We start from the raw sequence: 18620 nt of genomic DNA, 5'->3' as shown, positions 1-18620 counted from the left end.
CGGCCTTCTTCGCGGCCGAGAACAATCGGTGACCGCGAAGTTCGAACTGATCGACGCGGAGAAGGCCAACTACAAGATTGTGAAAATGTGCGCCTAGGTGCGCGGCCATGTTCGTCGCCAAGGTCAGCAAACCGGCGGTGGTTTCGGCGAGAGCGGAGATCACGAACCGGCTCCCGGCAAGGGTGTCCGCGTTCACCAGCCAGCAGCCCATGGTTTCGCCCCCTTGCGAAACCTTAGCAGTCCATCCCCAAGGCCGATGAAATTCCCGCATGCGTACTTATCGAGAGCTTTTCCGGGCGCCGGAGTTCACACCGCTGTTCGCCACCTCCACCGTGCAGACGATGGCCTTGACGGTGAGCGGGCTGGCCCTGGGCACCCTGGTCTACGGGGCGACTGGCTCTCCGCTCCTTTCCGCGCTGAGCATGTTCGGCTCTTCCTTCGCCCAGGTGATCGGCGCGACGGTGCTCATGTCCGCGGCCGACCGGCTACCGCCGCGCGCCGCGTCGACCGCTCTGGCCACGGCCTTCGCCATCGGAACGGCCTTTCTGGCGATGCCCGGCCTGCCGGTTTGGGCTGTCTTCGTCGTCCTCTTCGGCCTTGGGCTGGTCGCTTCGCTGGGCGGCGGAGTGCGGTACGGATTGCTGAACGAGATCCTTCCGCAGCAGGGTTACCTGCTCGGCCGGTCCGTACTCAACATGTCGGTGGGCGTCACCCAGATCTGCGGGTTCGCCCTTGGGGGCCTGCTGGTGAACGCCTTGTCACCACAAGGGACGCTGCTCACCGCGGCGGTGCTGTACCTTGCCGCCGCGCTGATCGCAGGGCTGGGGCTGACCCGCCGTCCGGCACGCGCCTCTGGACGCCCGTCCGTCGCCGCCACCTGGCGGAACAATGTCCGGCTGTGGTCATCCGCGCCTCGCCGGTACGTCTACCTGGCCCTGTGGGTGCCGAACGGGCTGATCGTCGGCTGTGAGGCACTTTTCGTGCCGTACGCGCCAGAGCATGCGGGCCTGCTCTTCGCCTTGGCCGCGTTCGGCATGCTGGCTGGGGATGTCCTTGCCGGCCGCTTTATCCCGGCTCGGTGGCGGGAACGCCTCGCTGCCCCGCTGCGGCTGCTGCTGGCCGCGCCGTACCTGATTTTCGCTGTGGATCCTGCTCTGCCGCTGGCGGCGGTGGCCATCACCTTGGCCTCGGTCGGGTATGCGGCCAGCTTGCTGCTTCAGGAGCGGCTGGTCGCTCTGACGCCTGCTGACGTACGGGGGCAGGCCCTGGGGCTGCACTCCTCCGGCACGATGACCATGCAAGGCGTTGGAGCCGCTCTGGCCGGCGCCATCGCGCAGTACACCTCTCCCGTTTCGGCTATGTCCATGATGGCGGCAGCCTCGTTCCTGGTAACCCTGTGCCTGGCACCAGGGCTACGCCCCGACCGCAGTGGTGACGGCGAAGCCATCCCAGTCATACGCTGAACCAACTGGCGTTGGGTAAGGCCCGGGACGACTCTTGGTGATCGGGCGGGATCGTGTTGTTTCAGGGGATTCCGAGCCCGGTAGTATTGGGTTTGGGTGGGTTACGGAAGACTTGGGTGGTATCAGCCTACTTGTCGGGTGGTGTCAGCCCAGTTCTTCAGCCCACTTGTGGAGCAGGGAAATCGGGCCGCCGGGCATGGTGCCGACGTAGGGGCCGGGCCGATCATGCGCGCGCCTCTCCGGTCTACCTGCCGGCGAGGAGTACACCCGGTCTGACGCGGCCACGATCGATCACATGGTCAACCTGATCGCGGGCTCCCTGCGCAAGCGCGGCCGACGCCTGTGGCCCGGCCAGGTCGGCCATCGGCACGGGGCAGGAAGATCACCTGGCCTTCCTCCGGCGGCGAGAACTGCTGCGCGGGCGCAAGGCCGCCATCTGAGCATGGCGGCCTCTGTCAGGGAAGGCCGGGACCTGGCGTTTCTTTGCCGGGATGTGAGATTGGAGATGTGGTTTCTCCGTATTCTGGGGCGGAAGGTGCATGGAGCTCACTGTGCGGAAGTCTTTGGAGTGAGCCGGATGGCTGGTGGCTGGGACGAAGGGGGAGGGCCCGGCGAGAAGCTCGTGGAGCGGTTCCTGGATGGGAAGTCCACGGGGAATGACGTACGCGCCGCGATCTTGCATTCGTGGCGGCGGTGCCAGGAGGCGGGACTCACGCCCGGTAGCGTGCAGCCGCGCCTGCTCGGTGATCTTGATTTCGACTGCGGAGTGGTGCGCGCGGCCCGGCCGGTGTTCGAGCGGCTGCGTACCGTCGTCTCGGGCACCCCGGTGAGCATGTTCCTGGGCGATGCGAGTGGGGTCATGTTCCTGCGCAACGAGGGCGAACCGGCCCTGTGCCGGACTCTGGACGCGGTCGGCGCCGCGCCCGGGTTCCGCTACGCCGAGGCGGACATGGGCACCAACGCCTTCGGCTCGGCGCTGGTGGAACGGCGGATCTGCCAGGTCACCGGCAATGAGCATTTCGCGGAGGAACTGCGCGGCCTCACCGGCGTGGCCGCGCCGATACGCCACCCGCTCAGCGGGCGGGTGGACGGGGTGATCAGCGTCGTGGGCCCGAATGACACGGCCAACGCGGAGATGATGGTCCTGGCCCGGCGATCGGCCGCCGCCGTCGAGCGGCGATTGTTCGAGATGGCTGCTGAACACGAGCGGGCTTTGATGGAGGAGTTCCTCCGGGCGCCGGATGGTGGCGCCGCGACGGGTTCCGCGCCTCTGGATCTGTGCCGCCGTGATCGGCTCGCCTTGGAGGACGCCGCGGTGCGGCTGGTGGCGCAGGGCCGGGCGGCGGTGGTGAGGATGGCCCTGACGGACGGCCGCACCGCCACGCTCGTGGCGCAGCCGATCATCGGCTCCACCGCCATCGCGGTGAAGGCGTGGCTCACCGACGGCCAGGAGGCTCGGCTGAACGGGAGAAGATGAACGGAACCGAGGGGTGGCTGCTCGCCGTGAGCGAGCCGGGCATCGGCCGGCTCGCCCTGCGGGCGCGCGAGCGACTCAGCCTGCTGTGCGACGCGGGCTCTCGGATCGGTACCACCCTGGAGGTCACCCGGACCGCCGAGGAACTGACCCAGGTCGCCGTCCCCCGGTTCGCGGACTACGCCGCCGTCGACCTGACCGACCGCGTCCTGCGGGGCGACGAGCCCGGCAGCATGGAGGCGGGCGTGCGCCGGGTCGCCTTCGCGGGCGTCGGTGAGGGGGCCGCTCTGTACCAGCTCGGCGCGCTCATCCACCCGCTCCCGTTCACGCCGGTGGGGCGCAGTCTCGCCACCGAGCAGCCGGTGCTCGGCCCGGTGTTGTCCAGCACCTTCGGGTGGCTGGGACAGGATCCCGAGCGCGGCCAGAAAATCTGTGAGCAGGGCATCCACTCGCTCATCACGGTGCCGATGCGGGCCCGGGGCGTCATGCTCGGGGTGGTGAGCTTCTATCGCGCCACGGGCAAGGACGCGTTCGAGGAGGACGACCTCGCCCTGGCCGAGGAACTGGTCGGCCGCGCCGCGGTGTGCGTCGACAACGCCCGCCGCTACACCCGCGAGCACACGATATCCGAGGAACTGGAGCGCGTCACCGCGTCGTTGCAGCTGGCGCTCGACCGCCAGCGGCGCTTCACCACCGACGCCTCGCACGAACTGCGCACCCCGCTGGCCGGGCTACGGGCCACGTTGGAGGAGGCGCAACTTCACCCCGGCGAGACCGACCTCGCCGAGCTGCTGGAACACACCCTGGGTGACGTGGACCGGCTGCAGGCCATCATCAGCGACCTCCTCTTGCTGACCCGGATCGGAGCGGCACCGCCCGCCGCCCTGGAGCCCGTGGACCTGGCCGTACTGGCCGAGGCCGAAACCGCGCGCCGCACCGGTGATCCGCACCCGGCACGGCTCGACCTCACCGCCGGCGTGACGACCGACGCCGTCCCGGAACAGATCCGCCGGGTGCTGGACAACCTGCTGGACAACGCGCAACGGCACGCGGCGCGCGACGTGGTGGTCACGGTGCGCCGCGCCGAGGGCATGGCCGAGCTCAGCGTCACCGACGACGGCCCGGGTGTGCCCGCGGCGGAGCGCGAGCACATCTTCCAGCGCTTCACCCGGTTGGACACCGCCCGCAGCCGCGACCGCGGCGGCACCGGGCTCGGCCTGGCCATCGCCCGTGACATCGCCCACGCGCACCACGGCACCCTCCACGCCGAGGACGCGTCCTCGGGCGGAGCACGCTTCGTCCTCCGTCTCCCGCTCAACCCGCGGACGGCGTGAGGGCCTGGACCGTACGCGAAGGGCTCGGACGGTTCAGACGCGCGGCGAGCCAGGCGCTTGTCTCGACTAGTTTGCCCAGGTCCACGCCGGTGTCGATGCCGAGTCCGGCCAGTTGCCAGAGCAGGTCCTCGGTGGCGAGGTTGCCGGTGGCGCTCTTGGCGTAGGGGCAGCCGCCGAGGCCGCCGGCGGACGCGTCGACCGTGGTGACCCCGCGGCCGAGCGCGACGAGGGTGTTCGCCAGGGCCTGGCCGTAGGTGTCGTGGAAGTGCACGCCGATCCGTCCGACCGGCACCCCGGCGCCCACCAGGGCGTCGAGCAGCGCGGCGACCCGGCCGGGGGTCGCGACGCCGATCGTGTCGCCGAGGCCGAGTTCGGTGCAGCCGAGCGCGAGCAGCCGCGTCGCGACCGCGACGACCCGGGGGAGCGGCACCTCGCCCTCCCACGGGTCGCCGAAGCACATCGACAGGTAGCCGCGTACCCCCAGGCCTGCCTCGCGGGCGCGGGCGACCACGGGGGCGAACATCTCCAGCGACTGGGCGACGGTCCGGTTCAGGTTGGCCCTGGCGAAGGACTCGGTGGCGCTGGCGAAGACGGCGATGTCGGTGAGTCCGAGGCCGATCGCCCGGTCCAGGCCGCGTTCGTTCGGGACGAGCACCGGGTAGCGCACGCCGTCGCGCCGTTTCAGCCGGCGCAGCACCTCTTCGGCGTCGGCGAGCTGCGGCACCCATTTCGGGTGCACCAGCGAGGTGGTCTCCACGACGGTGTGCCCGGCGTCGGCGAGCCGCTCGACGAGCTCGACCTTCACCTCGACGGGCAGGATCGCGGCCTCGTTCTGCAGGCCGTCCCGTGGCCCTACCTCCCAGATCGTTATCCGGCCGGGCAGGCTGGGCAACGGGTCGACTCCGTAGCGGTTCACCCTTGCCCCTTGCGTGAGGGGAACTCGGGTGGTCGGCGGGCGGCGAAGGCCGCCAGGCCTTCCTGGGCGTCGGGCGAGGTGAACGCCCGCTGCCCGTAGAGCGCCTCGGCGTGGAACGCCTGGTGGAGCGGGAGGTCGCCCAGGCGCAGGACGGCCTGCTTGATCGTCGCGACGGCGGTGCCGGACAGCCCGCCGATCCGGCGGGCCCACGCGAGCGCCGTCGGCATCACCTCCTGCGCCGGTACGACGGCGTTGAGCAGGCCCATTCGCAGCGCTTCGGCGGCCGGGACGCGCTCGCCGAGCAGCAGCAACCGCATGGCCCAGGCGTACGGGATCTGCCGGGTCAGCCGGGCGAGCGTGCCCCCGGCCGGTACCACTCCGACGCCCGGCTCGGGAAGGCCGAACTCGGCGTCCTCGCTCGCGACCCGCAGGTCGGTGGAGAGCATGATCTCGAACCCGCCGCCCAGGCACAGGCCGTTGACCGCGGCGATCACCGGCTTGAACAGGCTGGTGTGCTTCTGGTGCGCGCCGTCCCAGCGGGAGATGTCGAACCGCCCCTCGGCCAGCGCGGGGATCGACTCGCCCAGGTCCGCGCCGACGCAGAACGCGCGTTCGCCCTCGCCGGTGAGGACGGCCGCGGCGATCGTGTCGTCGTCCCGCACCCGGGCGAAGGCGTCGGCGAGCTCGTCGTACATGGCCAGGGTCAGCGCGTTGAGCTTGGCGGGACGGGCGAAGGAGATGATGGCCGTGGACCCGTCCCGCTCGAAGCCGATGGTCAATCAGATCACCCCCGCGGCGCGGAGCTCGGCGATCCGCTGCGGGGAGAGGTCCAGCAGGCCCCGCAGTACGGCGTCGGTGTGCTCGCCGGGGCGCGGGGCGAGCGTACGCGGCCGGGCGGGGGTGACGTCGAGCTTGATCGGCTGGCCGAACATCCGCAACGGCCCGAAGTCCGGGTACTCGACGTCGACGATCATGTCGCGCGCGGCGATCTGTGGATCGTCCACCACTTCCGCGATGGTCTTGACCGCGCTCAGCGGCACCTGGTCGCCGGCCAGTTCTTCGAGTTCGGCGCGGGTGCGTGACGCGAACCAGTCGAGCAGAAGCGGACGAACCCGGTTGGAGTAGACCTCGGGGTCGAACCGCTTGGCCATGGTGTCGATCTCCGGGTCACCGGCGAGCTCGGGACGGTCGAACATCGCGCACGTCAGCCGCCAGAACTTGTCGGTGTAGCCACCGAAGAAGACGTACCCGTCCCTGCACGGGTACAGCTCGTACGGGCGGACGAACGGGTGCTGGTTGCCCAGCGGCCTGGGGACCTCGCCGTTCACCGTGTACGACACGACCGCGTTCTCGGTCAGCGACAGTACCGAGTCCTGCTGCGACACGTCGACGAGCTGGCCCTCGCCGGTGCGTTCGGCGTGCCGCAGGGCGGCCAGGGTGCCGATGACGGCGTACAGGGTGGCCGACAGGTCGCCGATGATCGTGCCGACCCGGACGGGGGGCCGGTCGGCGTAGCCGTTCATCGACCACAGGCCGCCGGTGGCCTGCGCGGAGTTGTCGTAGGCCGGCCTGCTCCGGTACGGCCCGGTCTGGCCGAAGCCGGAGATGGCGGTGTAGACCAGGCGGGGGTTCTCCGCGCGCAGGACGGCGGGCCCGGCGCCGAGCTTGTCCATGGTGCCCGGCCGGAAGTTCTCCACCAGCACGTCGGCCCGGCGCACGAGCTGCTTGAGCAGGTCTCGCCCGTCCGGCGTCGCCAGGTCGAGGGTGAGCCCGAGCTTGCCGCGGTTGTACTGCGCGAAGAACGCGCTGAACGTGCTCCCGTCGGCGGCCGGCAGATGAGGGGGGAAGTCGCGGGCGTAGTCCGGGTCGGTCGGCCGCTCGACCTTGATCACCGTCGCACCGAGGTCGGCGAGGATCATCGAGCAGAACGGGCCCGCGACCACCCGGGTGATGTCCAGCACCACGACTCCGGCGAGGGGCCCGCGCTCCGCCGGGGCGGGGTCGTCGCCGTCCCAGGTCTCGGCGATCATCGGGCGCCCACCTCCTCCGGCGCGGCCACGCGTACCCTGGTCTCCAGCAGGGTGCCGCAGGCCGGGCTGACGAACTCGTCCAGCAGGACGGCGGGCTCTCCGGACCGGGGCCGGATCCGCACGCCGAGTTCGGCGAGGCGTTCGGCGGCGGGACGGGTCCGGATCACGGCGTCGTCGTGCCAGTCGTCGGCGGTGCCGATCAGGGCCCCGCTGGCCGGGCAGTACCAGTGGCCGTCCCGCCCCCGGCGCGGGACGGAGGCTCCGGCGACGCCGATCATCGTGTCCGGGACCGCCACCGCGGGGGATGTGCCGCCCAGCCGTTCCGCGCGGAGCGCGGCCCTGCGCGCGGAAGTGGCGGCAAGGTCGGCATGGTCGCCGTCGAGTACCACGCCGTAAACGCGCTCGGCCACGGCCGCGGTCACGTAGCCGTCGACGACGTCCTGTGCGACCCGCGCCGGGTCGCGCAGCAGGGGGTCGCCGTAACCGCCGCCACCGGCGATCCACTGGACGAAGACGTCGCCGCGCCGGACGGTGAGGTCGTACTGGTTGATGTCCAGCAACTGCCTGCTGGCCGCGGAGAGGTTCTCCTCGGTGGGGACGGCGCCGCCGGACATGAGCCGCCACACGTCGGTGTCGCGGCATAGAAGGTGGCCGCTGCCGCCGCCGGGCAGGCCGCCCCCGTAGCCGTCGGCGGGCACTTGGGCGCTGGGCGCGAACACGGTCTGCGTCACCTCGCTCGCGCCGTGCAGTGTCCAGGCGAATTCGTGGCCGAGGCCGCCCCGGTGCGCGCCGTGTCCCGCGCTGGCGGGGGAGAGCCGCTTCCACAGGTAGAGCACCGGGTAGAGCATCTCGTTCATCTCCACGTCCGGCAGCATGTTGTTCATCTGCGTCATCATTCCGGCGCAGTCCAGGCCGTCGGCCTCGGGTTGGGCGCCGGCCCCCATGCCGCCGCCGTCCATGTTGAACAGCACGAAGTACTCGCCGTCGTCACGGGTTCCGGCCGAGATCCCGCCCGTCCAGGAGTCGGCCCAGACGCCCTGCGTACGCTCCCGGAGCACGGGGTCGTCACTGGCCCGGCACGGCTCGTTGAACAGCTTGGTGATCAGTCTGCTCACGCGGGCCCCGGTGGTGAGGTGGCCGTTGCTGATCGGCGCCGGCGGGCGCGGGTTGACGATGCTCCCCGGCTCGGCGACCACCTCGAAGGCCGTCATGACGCCCTCGTTGAACGGCACGTCCCACGCCAGGATCGGCACGACGGCCGTGGCGACGCTGCCCACCAGGGCGCCGTAGCTGCAGTTGACGAACCCGTCGGTCTGCGGGCTGGACCCCGTGAAGTCCAGCGTGGCCTGGCCGCCGCGCTTGGTCAGCGTGCACCGGACCCGGTAGAGATCGTCGGCGTGCCCGTTGTGCTCGGTCCACTCCTCCGCCTCCCACACGCCGTCGGGCAGCCGGGCCAGCCGGTCGCGCACGACCTGCTCGGCGATCTCGAAGTTGCGCCGCGTGTACGCCCGGAAGCGGTCGAGCCCGAACTCGGCGATCGTGGCGAGCAACCGGCGGATGCCGGTGTTGTTGCTCGCCACGAGGCTGCGCACGTCGTTCCAGTACGGCACGGGGACACGGACGTTGTTGAGCAGGATCCGCCGGACCCACTCGACCGGCTCGCCCCGCTCGAAGACCTTGACTCCGGGCGGCAGCCGCAGGGCCTCGCTGTAGCAGTCGTACGCGCCGGGCGCGAAGCCGCCGGGGGTCATGCCCCCGACGTCGAGCAGATGCGCCTGCGACTGCGCCCAGCCGATCAGCTCCGCGCCCTGGAAGATCGGGGAGATCACGTTGGTGTCGGGCGGGTGACTCGCCCCCGCGGTGTGCGGGTCGTTGCAGATGAACGCGTCGCCCGGATACAACGGCTCGCCCCGGATGACCTCGACGAGGTTACGGACGGCGACGCTGCCCGACCCGATGTGGAACTGCACGTAGTCCGAGTACGCGTAGATGCGTCCCTCGGGATCGAACAGCGCGGTGTTGAAGTCACCGGCCTCGGTGATGACGGGCGATCCGGAGGACCGGATCATCGCGATGCCCATCTCCTCGACGATCGAGTCGAGGCGCATCCGGATCACTTCCAGCGTGACCGGGTCGAAGTCGTCGGACGTCGGTGAGCTCACGGGGGTCTCCTTCGATCAGGCGGCGTCGCCGCCGTGGTTCAGGCGGATGAGGAAGTGCCCGCCGTCGATGACCTCGACCGCCGCGGCCGGCGGCACGTAGACGGTGGTGTCGGGCTCCTCGATCAGGCACGGGCCCTCGGCCTTGCCGAGCGCGCCGAACCCCCGGTGCACCTCGACGTGGCGGCGGTGGCCGGTCAGCGGCTCGACGACCTCCCGCGTGCTGACGGTGTGCCGCTCCTGGCCGGGGGTCTCGGTCACGGCCTGCGTCTCGGTGCGGCCGACCGCCCGTACCCGCGAGTTGACCAGCAGCACCTCGGCCTCGGTCCACGCGGTGCCGGTGCCGAACTCGGCCTCGTAGCCCGCCACGAACCGGCGGCGCAGCGTCTCCTTGTCGCTCTCCCGGAACGGCTCCTCGGGCAGGCGCGTGGTCACCTCGAAGATCTGGCCGACGAACTTCATGTCGGCCTCACGGAAGACCGCGCGGTGGTCCTGGGGGATGCCCTCGGCGTCGAACCAGTCGCGCGCCCGCTGTTCCAGGGCGGCGAACTCCCTCTCCAGCGCCTCGGCCGGCTGGTCCATCGTCCACGGGCTGGTCTGGACCGCGGAGAATACCGAATCGGCGTGCATGAGCCCGTACGCCGAGAACACGGCGGCGTTGCGCGGGATGATCACCTCGCCCACTCCCGTCTCGGCGGCGATCGCGGCGGCGAACAGTCCGCAGGCGCCGCCGAAGCCGACGAGGGCGAACTCACGGGGATCGTGCCCGCGGTTGACGGTGATCTTGCGGAGCGCGTTGGCCATCTGCGAGGTCGCCAGCCGGTACATGCCGTGCGCGGCGGCGTCCTCGGACAGCCCGAGCGGGTCGGCGAGGTGCCGCCGGATCGCCTCGCGCGCCTTGCCCGGCGACAGGGTGACCGTCCCGCCCAAGTAGTACTCGGGGTTGATCAGCCCCATGACCAGCGCGGCGTCGGTCACCGCCGGACGCTCGCCGCCCTTGCCGTAGCAGGCGGGCCCGGGCACGGAACCCGCGCTGTGCGGGCCGACGCGCAGCACCCCACGGCCGTCGATCCAGCCCAGGCTGCCGCCCCCGGCGCCGATGGTCTCGATGTCCACCGCGGTGAGGCTGGTGGGCAGCCCGCCGATCTCGGCTCGCGGCAGCACCCGCAGCTCGTCGTCGATGATCGCGGCGGCGTCCAGGCTGGTACCGCCCATGTCGGCGGTGAGCACCCGGCGCCGGCCCAGCCGCATGCCGAGCAGGCGCGCGCCGGTCACCCCGCCGACCGGGCCGGAGTTGAACATCGAGATCGGCGCCCGCGCGGTCTCCTCGACCGAGAGGAACCCGCCGTGGACCTGCATGATCTGCACCCTGGTGCGCAGCCCCCTGGCGGCCAGGGCGTCGGCTAGCTGCTGGAAGTGGGTCGCGACGATCGGCTTGACCGCCGCGTCCAGCGCCGTCGTCACCATGCGCTCGTACTCCCGGTACACCGGCGTCAGCGCGCTGGACAGCGAGTAGGGCACGTCCGGGTGGTGCTCGCGCAGATGATCGGCGATCGCCCGTTCGTGCGCGTCGTTGCGGAAGGACCACAGCAGGCACACCGCGATCGACTCGGCGCCGGCCGCCAGCACTCGCTCCACGCTCGTACGTACGGCGCCGGGCGACAGCGGCACCAGCACGGTGCCGTGCGCGTCGACGCGTTCGGGCACCTCGACGATCAGACGCCGGTCCACGATGTCCGGCGGCGGCGCCAGCTTGTGCGAGTCGCGCTCGTCGGTACGCGCGGAGCGGGCGATCCGCAGCGTGTCCCGGAAGCCCTGGGTGGTCAGCAGCCCCACCCGGGCGTACTTCTGCTCGTCCACCGCGTTGGTGACGATGGTGTTGCCGAGCACGAACCGGTCGATCGCCGGGTAGAACTCCGCCTCGCTCAGCCCGACCTGCTCGCGCAGGATGCTCAGCGCGGCGAGGATGCCGGTGGTCACGTCCGGCGTCGAGAACGCCTTGCCGCGCACGGCGCGGCCGTCGGCGATGGCGACGGCGTCGGTGAAAGTGCCCCCGACGTCGATGCCCACGTCCAAAACCATGGCTGCTCAGTCTCCTTCGGCTGCACCGGCTCCGGCGCGGAGCTCGGCCAGGATCTGCTCGGCACGGTCGGCGCGTACCGCCTTGGCGGCGAGCATGCGCGCGACCACCGTGGGAATCTCCTCGGGGCTCGCGCCCGCGGTCACCGCCACGTTGCGCGCGTGCAGTGACATGTGTCCTCGCTGGATGCCCTCGGTGGCCAGGGCCCGCAGCGCGGCGAGGTTCTGCGCGAGCCCGACCGCGGCGACGATGCCGGCCAGCTCGCTCGCGGTCCGCACCCCCAGCAGCCGCACCGCCGCGCGCGCCACCGGGTGCACCTTCGTGGCCCCGCCGACCAGGCCGACCGGCATGGGCAGTTCCAGGGAGCCGGACAGGTTGCCCTCGGCGTCACGCTCGAAGTGGGACAGGGAGGTGTAGCGGCCGTCCGGGGCGACCGCGTGGGAGTGCGCGCCCGCCTCGACCGCGCGGGTGTCGTTGCCCGTCGCCAGCACCACGGCGGTGACGCCGTTCATGATGCCCTTGTTGTGTGTCGCCGCCCGGTACGGATCGGCCTCGGCCAGCGCCGCCGCGTGCACGATGTCCCGCACCACCTGCGAGCCCCCGAGGGCCTCGGCGTCGAAGACGGCGCGTGCCCTGGCCAGGCGCAGGTCCGCCTTGTTGGTCAGGATCCGCAGCAGGGTGCGGCCCCCGGCGATCTCACCCACCCTGGTCGCCACGGCCTCCGCCATCGTGTTCACCGCGTTGGCGCCCATCGCGTCCCGCACGTCGACCACCAGGTGGAGCACGACGTAGACGTCCTCGCCCGACGGCACGAGCCGTACGGTGATGTCCCGTACGCCGCCGCCGAACTCCACCAGGCGCGGGTCCTGCGCGTTCGCCAGCTCGGCGAGCTCGCCGCGCGCCTCCAGCAGCCGCAGCCGCGCCGCGTGGGGATCGGCCGCGCCCAGCACCTGCACCTGCGCCTGCATGATCGGCGCCGAGCACGTCGTGGCGAAGCCACCGTGTACGCGGGCGATGCGCGCGGCGTTGCTCGCCGCGGCGACCACCGACGGCTCCTCCGTCGCCATCGGCACCAGGACGTCGGATCCGTTGACTTTGAAGTTCGTGGCCACGCCCACCGGCACCCCGAGGACCCCGACGACGTTCTCGATCATGTGGTCGGCCTGGTCCAGGGTGAGCCCGGCGGCCGGATCGAGTACGTCGAGCGCGCCGGGATCGAGCCCCGCGCTCTTCGCGGCGAGGGCCCGCCGCTCCCCGGGCGACAGGTCACGCAACCCCGTCAGCCGGCTGTGAACACCCACGATGCCTCCCGCATACCGCCGAAACAGGCTGATGATCGAGCCGAAACACAATCGGCTTGTGCGGAAGGTTAGGTCCGACCGGAACGCCGGGCCCATGGGTGAACCACACGCCGTTGAAGCCATTGCCATGTGCGAATCGACGTAGATCACAGACCGGTCGCGAGGGCGTGCATACGTACGGCGACGGTGACGCGAAAGAACGGCTCCGGCTCGCGCCACGCGGGACCGAGCAGCAGGGTGATCCTGTCCAGCCGCTGGCTGACCGTGTTGATGTGCACGTTCAGCGCTCGCGCCGCCCGCGCCGGGCTGCAGTGCGAGTCGACGTAGGTGCGCAACGTCTTCACCAGGTCGGTCGAATGATCACGGTCCCAGCGCAGCACCGGCCCGAGCACCGCCTCGGTGAACGCGACGATCCCGTCGCGCCCGGCGCCGAACAGGGCCAGATACGGCTGGTAGGCCGCCGCGTTGACGGCCGTGTCCTGGATGCCCATGCCGTGCAGCAGCTCGGCGCACTGGCGCAGCGGCTCGAACCGGGCGCCCAGCTCGCCCCAAGTGGCGACGGGCGCGTCGGCCACCACGAGCACCGGCGCCCCCGTCAGCGGCCGCACACACTCACGGACCTCGGTCGCCGCGCTGTCGGGGTCGGCCGCGTCCGTCAACACGACCACACAGCCCGCGTGCTCACCGGCCAGCAGCCCGGGGCGCCAGGTGCCGAGCGTCTGCACGGCCGCTCTGCGCCGGTCACGCGGCACCAGCACCGCGACGACCATGCGCAGCGACTCCAGACGGACCCCGCGGGCGCGGGCCCGCAACATCAGCTCCTCGCAGTGCGCGCCGTCGCCCAGCAGGATGTCGGAGATCAGCTCTCCCCGCACCCGCTCCTCGGCCTCGGCGACGGCCTCCCGCTTCAGCGCCAGCAGGGCCACGATCTGCGCCGCGCGCTCGATCGTGCGCCGCTCGACCGAGCCCAGCGCGAGATCGCCGTGGCCGACGAGGATCGCGCCGAGCAGCGTCTCGGCGGCCACCACGGCGACCACGACAGACGCCCCGTCATCCAACGGGTCCAGGAACACGCACCGCCCCGTGGTGCGGCTGCGCTCGACCGCGGCTCGTACGTGCGCGGTCACGGGCGAGGACTCCCGCGAGGTATCGGTCCGCGCCGAGGCGAGCGGGGCCAGGTCGCGGTCGAAGATCTCCACCGACCGCCCCAGGGAGGCGGCCAGCGTCCGGGCCACCTCGTGCCCGGTGCCCCCGCGCAGCACCGCATTGGTGAGGTCCTGATGCACCGCGCTGGCGCGTTCCCTCGCCGCCATGGTGCGCGCGAGATCCTCGTTGGCCGCCCGCGCCGCCTCGGCCGACGCGCGGGCCTGCGCCAGCAGGTGCACCGTCTGCAACACCACGGCCGCGTGGTCGGCGAACGCCGACAGCAGCGCGATCTCCTCGGGAGTGAACGCGTGCTCGTCGCGGTTGGCCGCGAACAGCACCCCCAGTACGCGGTCTCCCGCCACCAGCGGCACACCGAGCAGCGACACCAGCCCCTCGGCCTGCACGGCCTCGTCGATCTCCGCGTCATGCGGGACGTCGAGATAGTGGTCGTAGTTCGTCGTCCACTGCGGGCTGCGCGTGGACACGACCTTACCGGCCAGGCCCTTCCCCGGAGGCACCCGAAGCCGGCGGAACTCGGGCGCGAACGTGCCCAGCGTCGAGCGCACCCGCAACTCATCGGTCTCCTGGTCGAACTCCGACAGATACGTCACGTCAGTGCCCACCAGGTCATGCGCCCGGGCCACCAAGCGGTCCAGCAGCGCGTCAAGATCGCGCAGCTCGGCCAGCTCACGCGCGCTGGACAGCAGCGCGGACAGCTCCTGATCGCGCCGACGCCACCGCGCCAGCGTCGCCCGCACTCGCCGTGTCCGCCGCAGCACGCCGGCCAGCTCGGCGCCGTCGAGCGACTCGGCGAGCGGCGCGACGGCGCTCTGCTCGTCGGCCGTCTCATCGAGCAGCAGGTCCAGCAGTCCGAGCACCGACTCCAGAGGGACCAGCGCCCGCTGCGCGGGCAATACCATGTTTCCGAGCATATGGGTCCCGTCCCACGTGCCGGTATGGACATGGCCGCTACCCGGGCGCCGTCATCGCGGCCTCCGGCAGCCCTTCCTCAAGCAGGCGATGCGCCGCAGCCGCTCGGCGTCCAGATCCACCAGCCCGAGCCGACTCAATCGTGACGGACGCCCTGACCGCCGCGAAGCCTCAAGCACGGTGAGCGCAGGGCATCAGGGAGTTTTGCCGCATCTGAGGATCTCTCTTGAGTTGCTTGAGGCAAGAGTCTCTGTGAGTTCAGCCTCATCTAGCGAGGAACCCGGGCGTTTACGCCCGGGAGGAATCGCTTCCCGACTTGGGTTTCTGTTCGGACGTTGGTCCGGACGCTTCTGGTTCTCGATGTACTCCTTGATGATCGACAGGGAGGCTCCGCCACAGGAGGCGACGAAGTAGGAAGGGGACCAGAAGTGGGCACCCCACAGACATTTGCGGATGCGGGTCGGGTACTCCTTGCGCAGCAGCCGGGCCGAGACGCCCTTAAGGAAGTTGACCAGGGTGGACAGCGATGGACAGGGCGACCTTGGGGGGCTGGTGGACGAGGAGATGGACGTGGCCGTGCTCGCCGTTGAACTCGACCGGCGTGGCCTCGAAGCTGCCGCAAATCTCGATCATGACGGCTTCACAGCGGCGCGGGATCTCGTCGGTGAACACGCCCGCGGACGCCGCCGCCGAGGTGTTGCCCTCCGCTGGTACTTGGGTGTGAGGACCGAACGGGCGTGCGGGTTGTAGACCACACTGCGGCCTCGGCGGATATCGGGTTCGGTTTCCTGTTTCCATCGAGGCGACCTGGGCTAGACGATAGTGTGTTCGAGGTGAGGCTGGTGGTGCAGGTGAAACTCCTGCCGACGACTGAGCAGGCGGCGGTGCTGGAGGCGACCCTGGATGCGGCCAACCGGGCCGCTGATCTGGTGTCGCGGATCGCGTTCACCCAGCGCTGCTTTCGTAACTTCGACCTGCGCAGGCACGCCTACGATCGGATCAAGGCCGAGTTCGGGCTGGCCGCCCAGGCCGCCCAGCACGTGATCAAGAAGGTTGCCGACGCCTACCGCACCCTGCACGCCAATCTGGCCGCCGGTAACCTGGGCAAGCCGGGATCGGCGCGGTGGGTCAAGGCCGGGAGCAAACCGATCACCTTCCGCGCTGGTGCGGCTCAGCCCTTCGATGACCGGTGCCTGTCCTGGCAGCTCCAGGCTCGTACGGTGTTGATCTGGACCGTGGCCGGGCGGCTGCGCCGCCGGTTGCAGGCCAAGCGGACCAAGTCCGCCAAGCGGCTGCTCAAACGCCGGGCTCGTAAAGAGGCCCGGTTCGCCGCGAACGTCAACCATGTGATCGCCCAGAAGATCGTGACCGAGGCAGAACGCACCTGTCGTGGCGTCGCCCTGGAAGACCTCCAGGGCATCCGCGAGAGGGTACGGCTTCGCAAGCCCCAGCGGGTCACGCTGCACTCGTGGAGCTTCCACCAGCTGGGAGGCTTCATCGGCTACAAGGCGGCCCGCCGGGGAGTCGCGGTGATCCATGTGGATCCGGCCTACAGCTCCCAGCAGTGCTCGTCCTGCGGGCACGTGGACAGGAAGAACCGGCCGGACCGGGAAACGTTCCGCTGTACCTCGTGCGGCTTCGCTGAGCACGCCGATGTCAACGCAGCCCGCAACATCGCCTCACGCGGTGTGGCGGGCTGGGCAGTGAGTCACGCTGCCTGACGCGGACCAGACCGTCGAAGCCATCGACGGCGAGGAGCTGCAAGCTCGGTCGTTTACGGCCGAGAAGCTGACAGCGGCCATCCCAGCGCTCGTCATGCGTGTGGGGCATGTGCGATAATGGCACCATGGCTGAGGAGCAGGGATGGCTTGAGGTTGGAGCACGCGTCGCGGACGCTCGTAAAGCACGCGGGTACAGCCAGGATCACCTCGCCAACGAACTCGGTGTGGACCGGACCGCGATAACCAAGATCGAGGCCGGTCGGAGGCAGATCAATTCACTTGAACTCGTTCGCTTGGCGGAAGTCCTCGGACGGCCTCTTCAGTGGTTTGTATCCCCTCCTCCCGATGCTGTCATCAGTCGACGCGCGGCTGTTGCCGACCAGCGTAGCGATCAAAAAAGCGACCTGGCTATCGAGGACATCGCCCGGGACCTAGCGGTCCTTGCCGGCGTTCGAGTCTTGACTCCAAACACGGCTAAAGGTTCTCTGAACTCGATCAAGCCGGGAGACAACACAAACTGGTCCGTTGAGCTAGCCGCATCTAAAGCGAGGTCCCTCCTGGGTGTTGACTCCTGTCAACCTCTATATGACCTTGTCGACCTTGTCGAACGAGCAGGATTGTTCCCTTACTCCCTGGCTCTGGGTGAAGGGGCTGCTGACGGCGCTTATGTCGAGGTGGAAGGTCTAGGGGTAGCGCTGATCAATGGAGAAATCGATCCAGGTCGCAGACGTTCCACTCTTGCGCATGAGCTGGGACACCACCTTTTTGGGGATGCGTACTCGGTAGATTGGGGAACCGACACCGATGCCACTGAGTGTGCAATCGACTCATTCGCCATCAATCTGCTCTTTCCTCGGATAGGCGTTACCCGGCGATGGCGCGACCTTCGCAATAACTCTGACCTGCGTCAATCCGCCATCATAATTAGCGCGGAGTATCGGGTAAGCTGGACCGCGGCCTTGAGGCAGTTGCGGACATTTGAGCTGATCTCAAAGGATGAGTATAAGTCCCTCGACTCGCGTTCCCCCACTCGGGCGGATTACCTTGAATGTAATCTGCGTGTTATTGAAGAGCTTCAGCCGCCCTATATTCCAACGGGAGTATCAGCAGCGGCCATCCGGGCCTATCGGACCTACAGGCTGTCTGCGGAGCGTGTAACAGAGATGCTGCGTGGCGAGATTGACATCGATGATCTGCCGGTTCGTGACGAGATGCCGCTAGAAGCGCTTCGGGGCGAACTGAGTTGAGCGTTGAACGCCTCGTCATCGACAGCTCGCCACTGAACTACTTCGCTCGATCCAATCAGCTCGCGGTTCTAGCCAAGCTTGTGGGGAACAGTACATGTTTCATTACAAAGGCGGTCGAAGAAGAGCTGCTTCGAGGTGCGGCTAGATACGCTCAACTTTACCAAGCGTCCGCTCAGCCTTGGATTGCAGTGGTGGACGAGAGTGCGTTGGATTATCTGACGCTGTTTTCCGAATATCACGGTCGCCTTGGTCGTGGTTCCCGCAACGTCGGAGAAGCCACCACGCTAGCTTATGCCGATTTCAATAATATTGTTGCTGTAGTTGACGATCGTGTTGCGCGTCGACACGGTAAAGAGCGCGGCATCAAGGTTACAGGAACTCTTGAGTTGCTATGTAAGGGTATTCGGATTCGGTCTGTGGAGTTGGAAGAAGCTGCCGCAGTTGTGGATCTCCTGAGTGATCACGAAGCATTTCTTCCTTGTAACGGTGCCGGCTTCATTGAGTGGGCGCGGGCAGAAGGACTACTCGACTGAATTGGTGCCTCCGTTACGGGCTCAGCCGTTAGACGGACTGCCGAAAGCGCTTCGGGCAGTGCCAGTCTGGTCTGATATCGATCTGCAGTGGAGACAGCCTTGAGTTGGGGGAAGCGCTCTATGGCTGCCTATCCGACAGATCGTGAGAACGGTTGACTTGGCTGCTTCCGAGCCTAATCCCCAGGTGACTAACCCAGATCTTTCACGATCATGATCAAGCTTTCCTGAGGTCGTGTTGATCATGGTGTTGGGTGCAGAGTTCCGGGTTCGGGCATGCCGAAAGCCC

The 18620-nt window shown here is 69.3% G+C and carries 13 protein-coding genes and 2 pseudogenes; 6 read left to right on the top strand and 9 right to left on the bottom strand.

Annotated elements, in window-relative coordinates; translation table 11 throughout:
- Window positions 1-211: pseudogene (locus AB0M95_RS39255) on the bottom strand (hypothetical protein); the annotation flags it as partial.
- Window positions 212-269: 58 nt separating this feature from the next.
- Between AB0M95_RS39255 and AB0M95_RS39250 the strand changes: the two are divergent.
- The 3 genes from AB0M95_RS39250 to AB0M95_RS39240 all read left to right on the top strand — a co-directional run bounded on the left by AB0M95_RS39250 (window position 270) and on the right by AB0M95_RS39240 (window position 4271).
- Window positions 270-1463, top strand: coding sequence for an MFS transporter (locus tag AB0M95_RS39250; RefSeq protein ID WP_363776302.1), 1194 nt, complete (start codon window positions 270-272; stop codon window positions 1461-1463).
- A gap of 577 nt (window positions 1464-2040) precedes the next feature.
- Window positions 2041-2940, top strand: a complete 900-nt coding sequence (locus AB0M95_RS39245; protein ID WP_363776300.1) for a hypothetical protein — start codon at window positions 2041-2043, stop codon at window positions 2938-2940.
- Window positions 2937-4271: a GAF domain-containing sensor histidine kinase gene (locus AB0M95_RS39240; RefSeq protein WP_363776297.1), complete on the top strand. Its 1335-nt coding sequence runs from the start codon at window positions 2937-2939 to the stop codon at window positions 4269-4271. Before AB0M95_RS39245 ends, AB0M95_RS39240 begins: the two co-directional genes overlap by 4 nt.
- On the opposite strand, the gene AB0M95_RS39235 is transcribed toward AB0M95_RS39240, so the two are convergent.
- From AB0M95_RS39235 to tnpA, 8 genes and pseudogenes are all read right to left on the bottom strand, one after another.
- Window positions 4252-5187 carry a hydroxymethylglutaryl-CoA lyase gene (locus AB0M95_RS39235; protein WP_363776294.1) on the bottom strand — a complete coding sequence of 312 codons (936 nt, stop codon included), beginning with the start codon at window positions 5185-5187 and terminating at the stop codon, window positions 4252-4254. The genes AB0M95_RS39240 and AB0M95_RS39235 overlap by 20 nt on opposite strands.
- Window positions 5184-5966, bottom strand: coding sequence for an enoyl-CoA hydratase-related protein (locus AB0M95_RS39230; RefSeq protein WP_363776291.1), 783 nt, complete (start codon window positions 5964-5966; stop codon window positions 5184-5186). The genes AB0M95_RS39235 and AB0M95_RS39230 overlap by 4 nt, the downstream gene beginning before the upstream one ends.
- Window positions 5967-7217 (bottom strand): CoA transferase, encoded by a 1251-nt coding sequence (locus tag AB0M95_RS39225; RefSeq protein ID WP_363776288.1) that lies wholly within the window; start codon window positions 7215-7217, stop codon window positions 5967-5969.
- Window positions 7214-9379 (bottom strand): hydantoinase B/oxoprolinase family protein, encoded by a 2166-nt coding sequence (locus AB0M95_RS39220; RefSeq protein ID WP_363776286.1) that lies wholly within the window; start codon window positions 9377-9379, stop codon window positions 7214-7216. The genes AB0M95_RS39225 and AB0M95_RS39220 overlap by 4 nt, the downstream gene beginning before the upstream one ends.
- Before the next feature lie 15 nt (window positions 9380-9394).
- The gene (locus AB0M95_RS39215) at window positions 9395-11458 is read right to left on the bottom strand and encodes a hydantoinase/oxoprolinase family protein (RefSeq protein WP_363776283.1); all 2064 of its coding nucleotides are present in this window, start codon (window positions 11456-11458) and stop codon (window positions 9395-9397) included.
- Window positions 11459-11464: 6 nt separating this feature from the next.
- Complete coding sequence (locus AB0M95_RS39210; protein WP_363776280.1) at window positions 11465-12757, bottom strand: hydroxymethylglutaryl-CoA reductase, degradative; 1293 nt, start codon at window positions 12755-12757, stop codon at window positions 11465-11467.
- 146 nt (window positions 12758-12903) lie between these two features.
- Entirely contained in the window at window positions 12904-14823 is a 1920-nt protein-coding gene (locus AB0M95_RS39205; protein WP_363776277.1) for a GAF domain-containing protein, read from the bottom strand.
- Between the two features lie 351 nt (window positions 14824-15174).
- A pseudogene (tnpA, locus tag AB0M95_RS39200) lies at window positions 15175-15606 on the bottom strand (IS200/IS605 family transposase); the annotation flags it as partial.
- A gap of 60 nt (window positions 15607-15666) precedes the next feature.
- On the opposite strand from tnpA, the gene AB0M95_RS39195 reads away from it, so the two are divergent.
- The 3 genes from AB0M95_RS39195 to AB0M95_RS39185 all read left to right on the top strand — a co-directional run bounded on the left by AB0M95_RS39195 (window position 15667) and on the right by AB0M95_RS39185 (window position 18334).
- Window positions 15667-16554, top strand: coding sequence for a transposase (locus AB0M95_RS39195; protein ID WP_363776274.1), 888 nt, complete (start codon window positions 15667-15669; stop codon window positions 16552-16554).
- 125 nt (window positions 16555-16679) lie between these two features.
- On the top strand, window positions 16680-17801 hold the full coding sequence (locus AB0M95_RS39190) for an XRE family transcriptional regulator (protein WP_363776271.1): 1122 nt from the start codon (window positions 16680-16682) through the stop codon (window positions 17799-17801).
- Window positions 17798-18334 (top strand): hypothetical protein, encoded by a 537-nt coding sequence (locus AB0M95_RS39185; RefSeq protein WP_363776268.1) that lies wholly within the window; start codon window positions 17798-17800, stop codon window positions 18332-18334. Before AB0M95_RS39190 ends, AB0M95_RS39185 begins: the two co-directional genes overlap by 4 nt.
- The last annotated feature ends 286 nt before the right edge of the window (window positions 18335-18620 follow it).

This window comes from Sphaerisporangium sp. NPDC051017 (genome assembly GCF_040683095.1).
GTDB lineage: Bacteria > Actinomycetota > Actinomycetes > Streptosporangiales > Streptosporangiaceae > Sphaerisporangium.
This window is presented reverse-complemented; position numbering and strand designations above follow the sequence as displayed.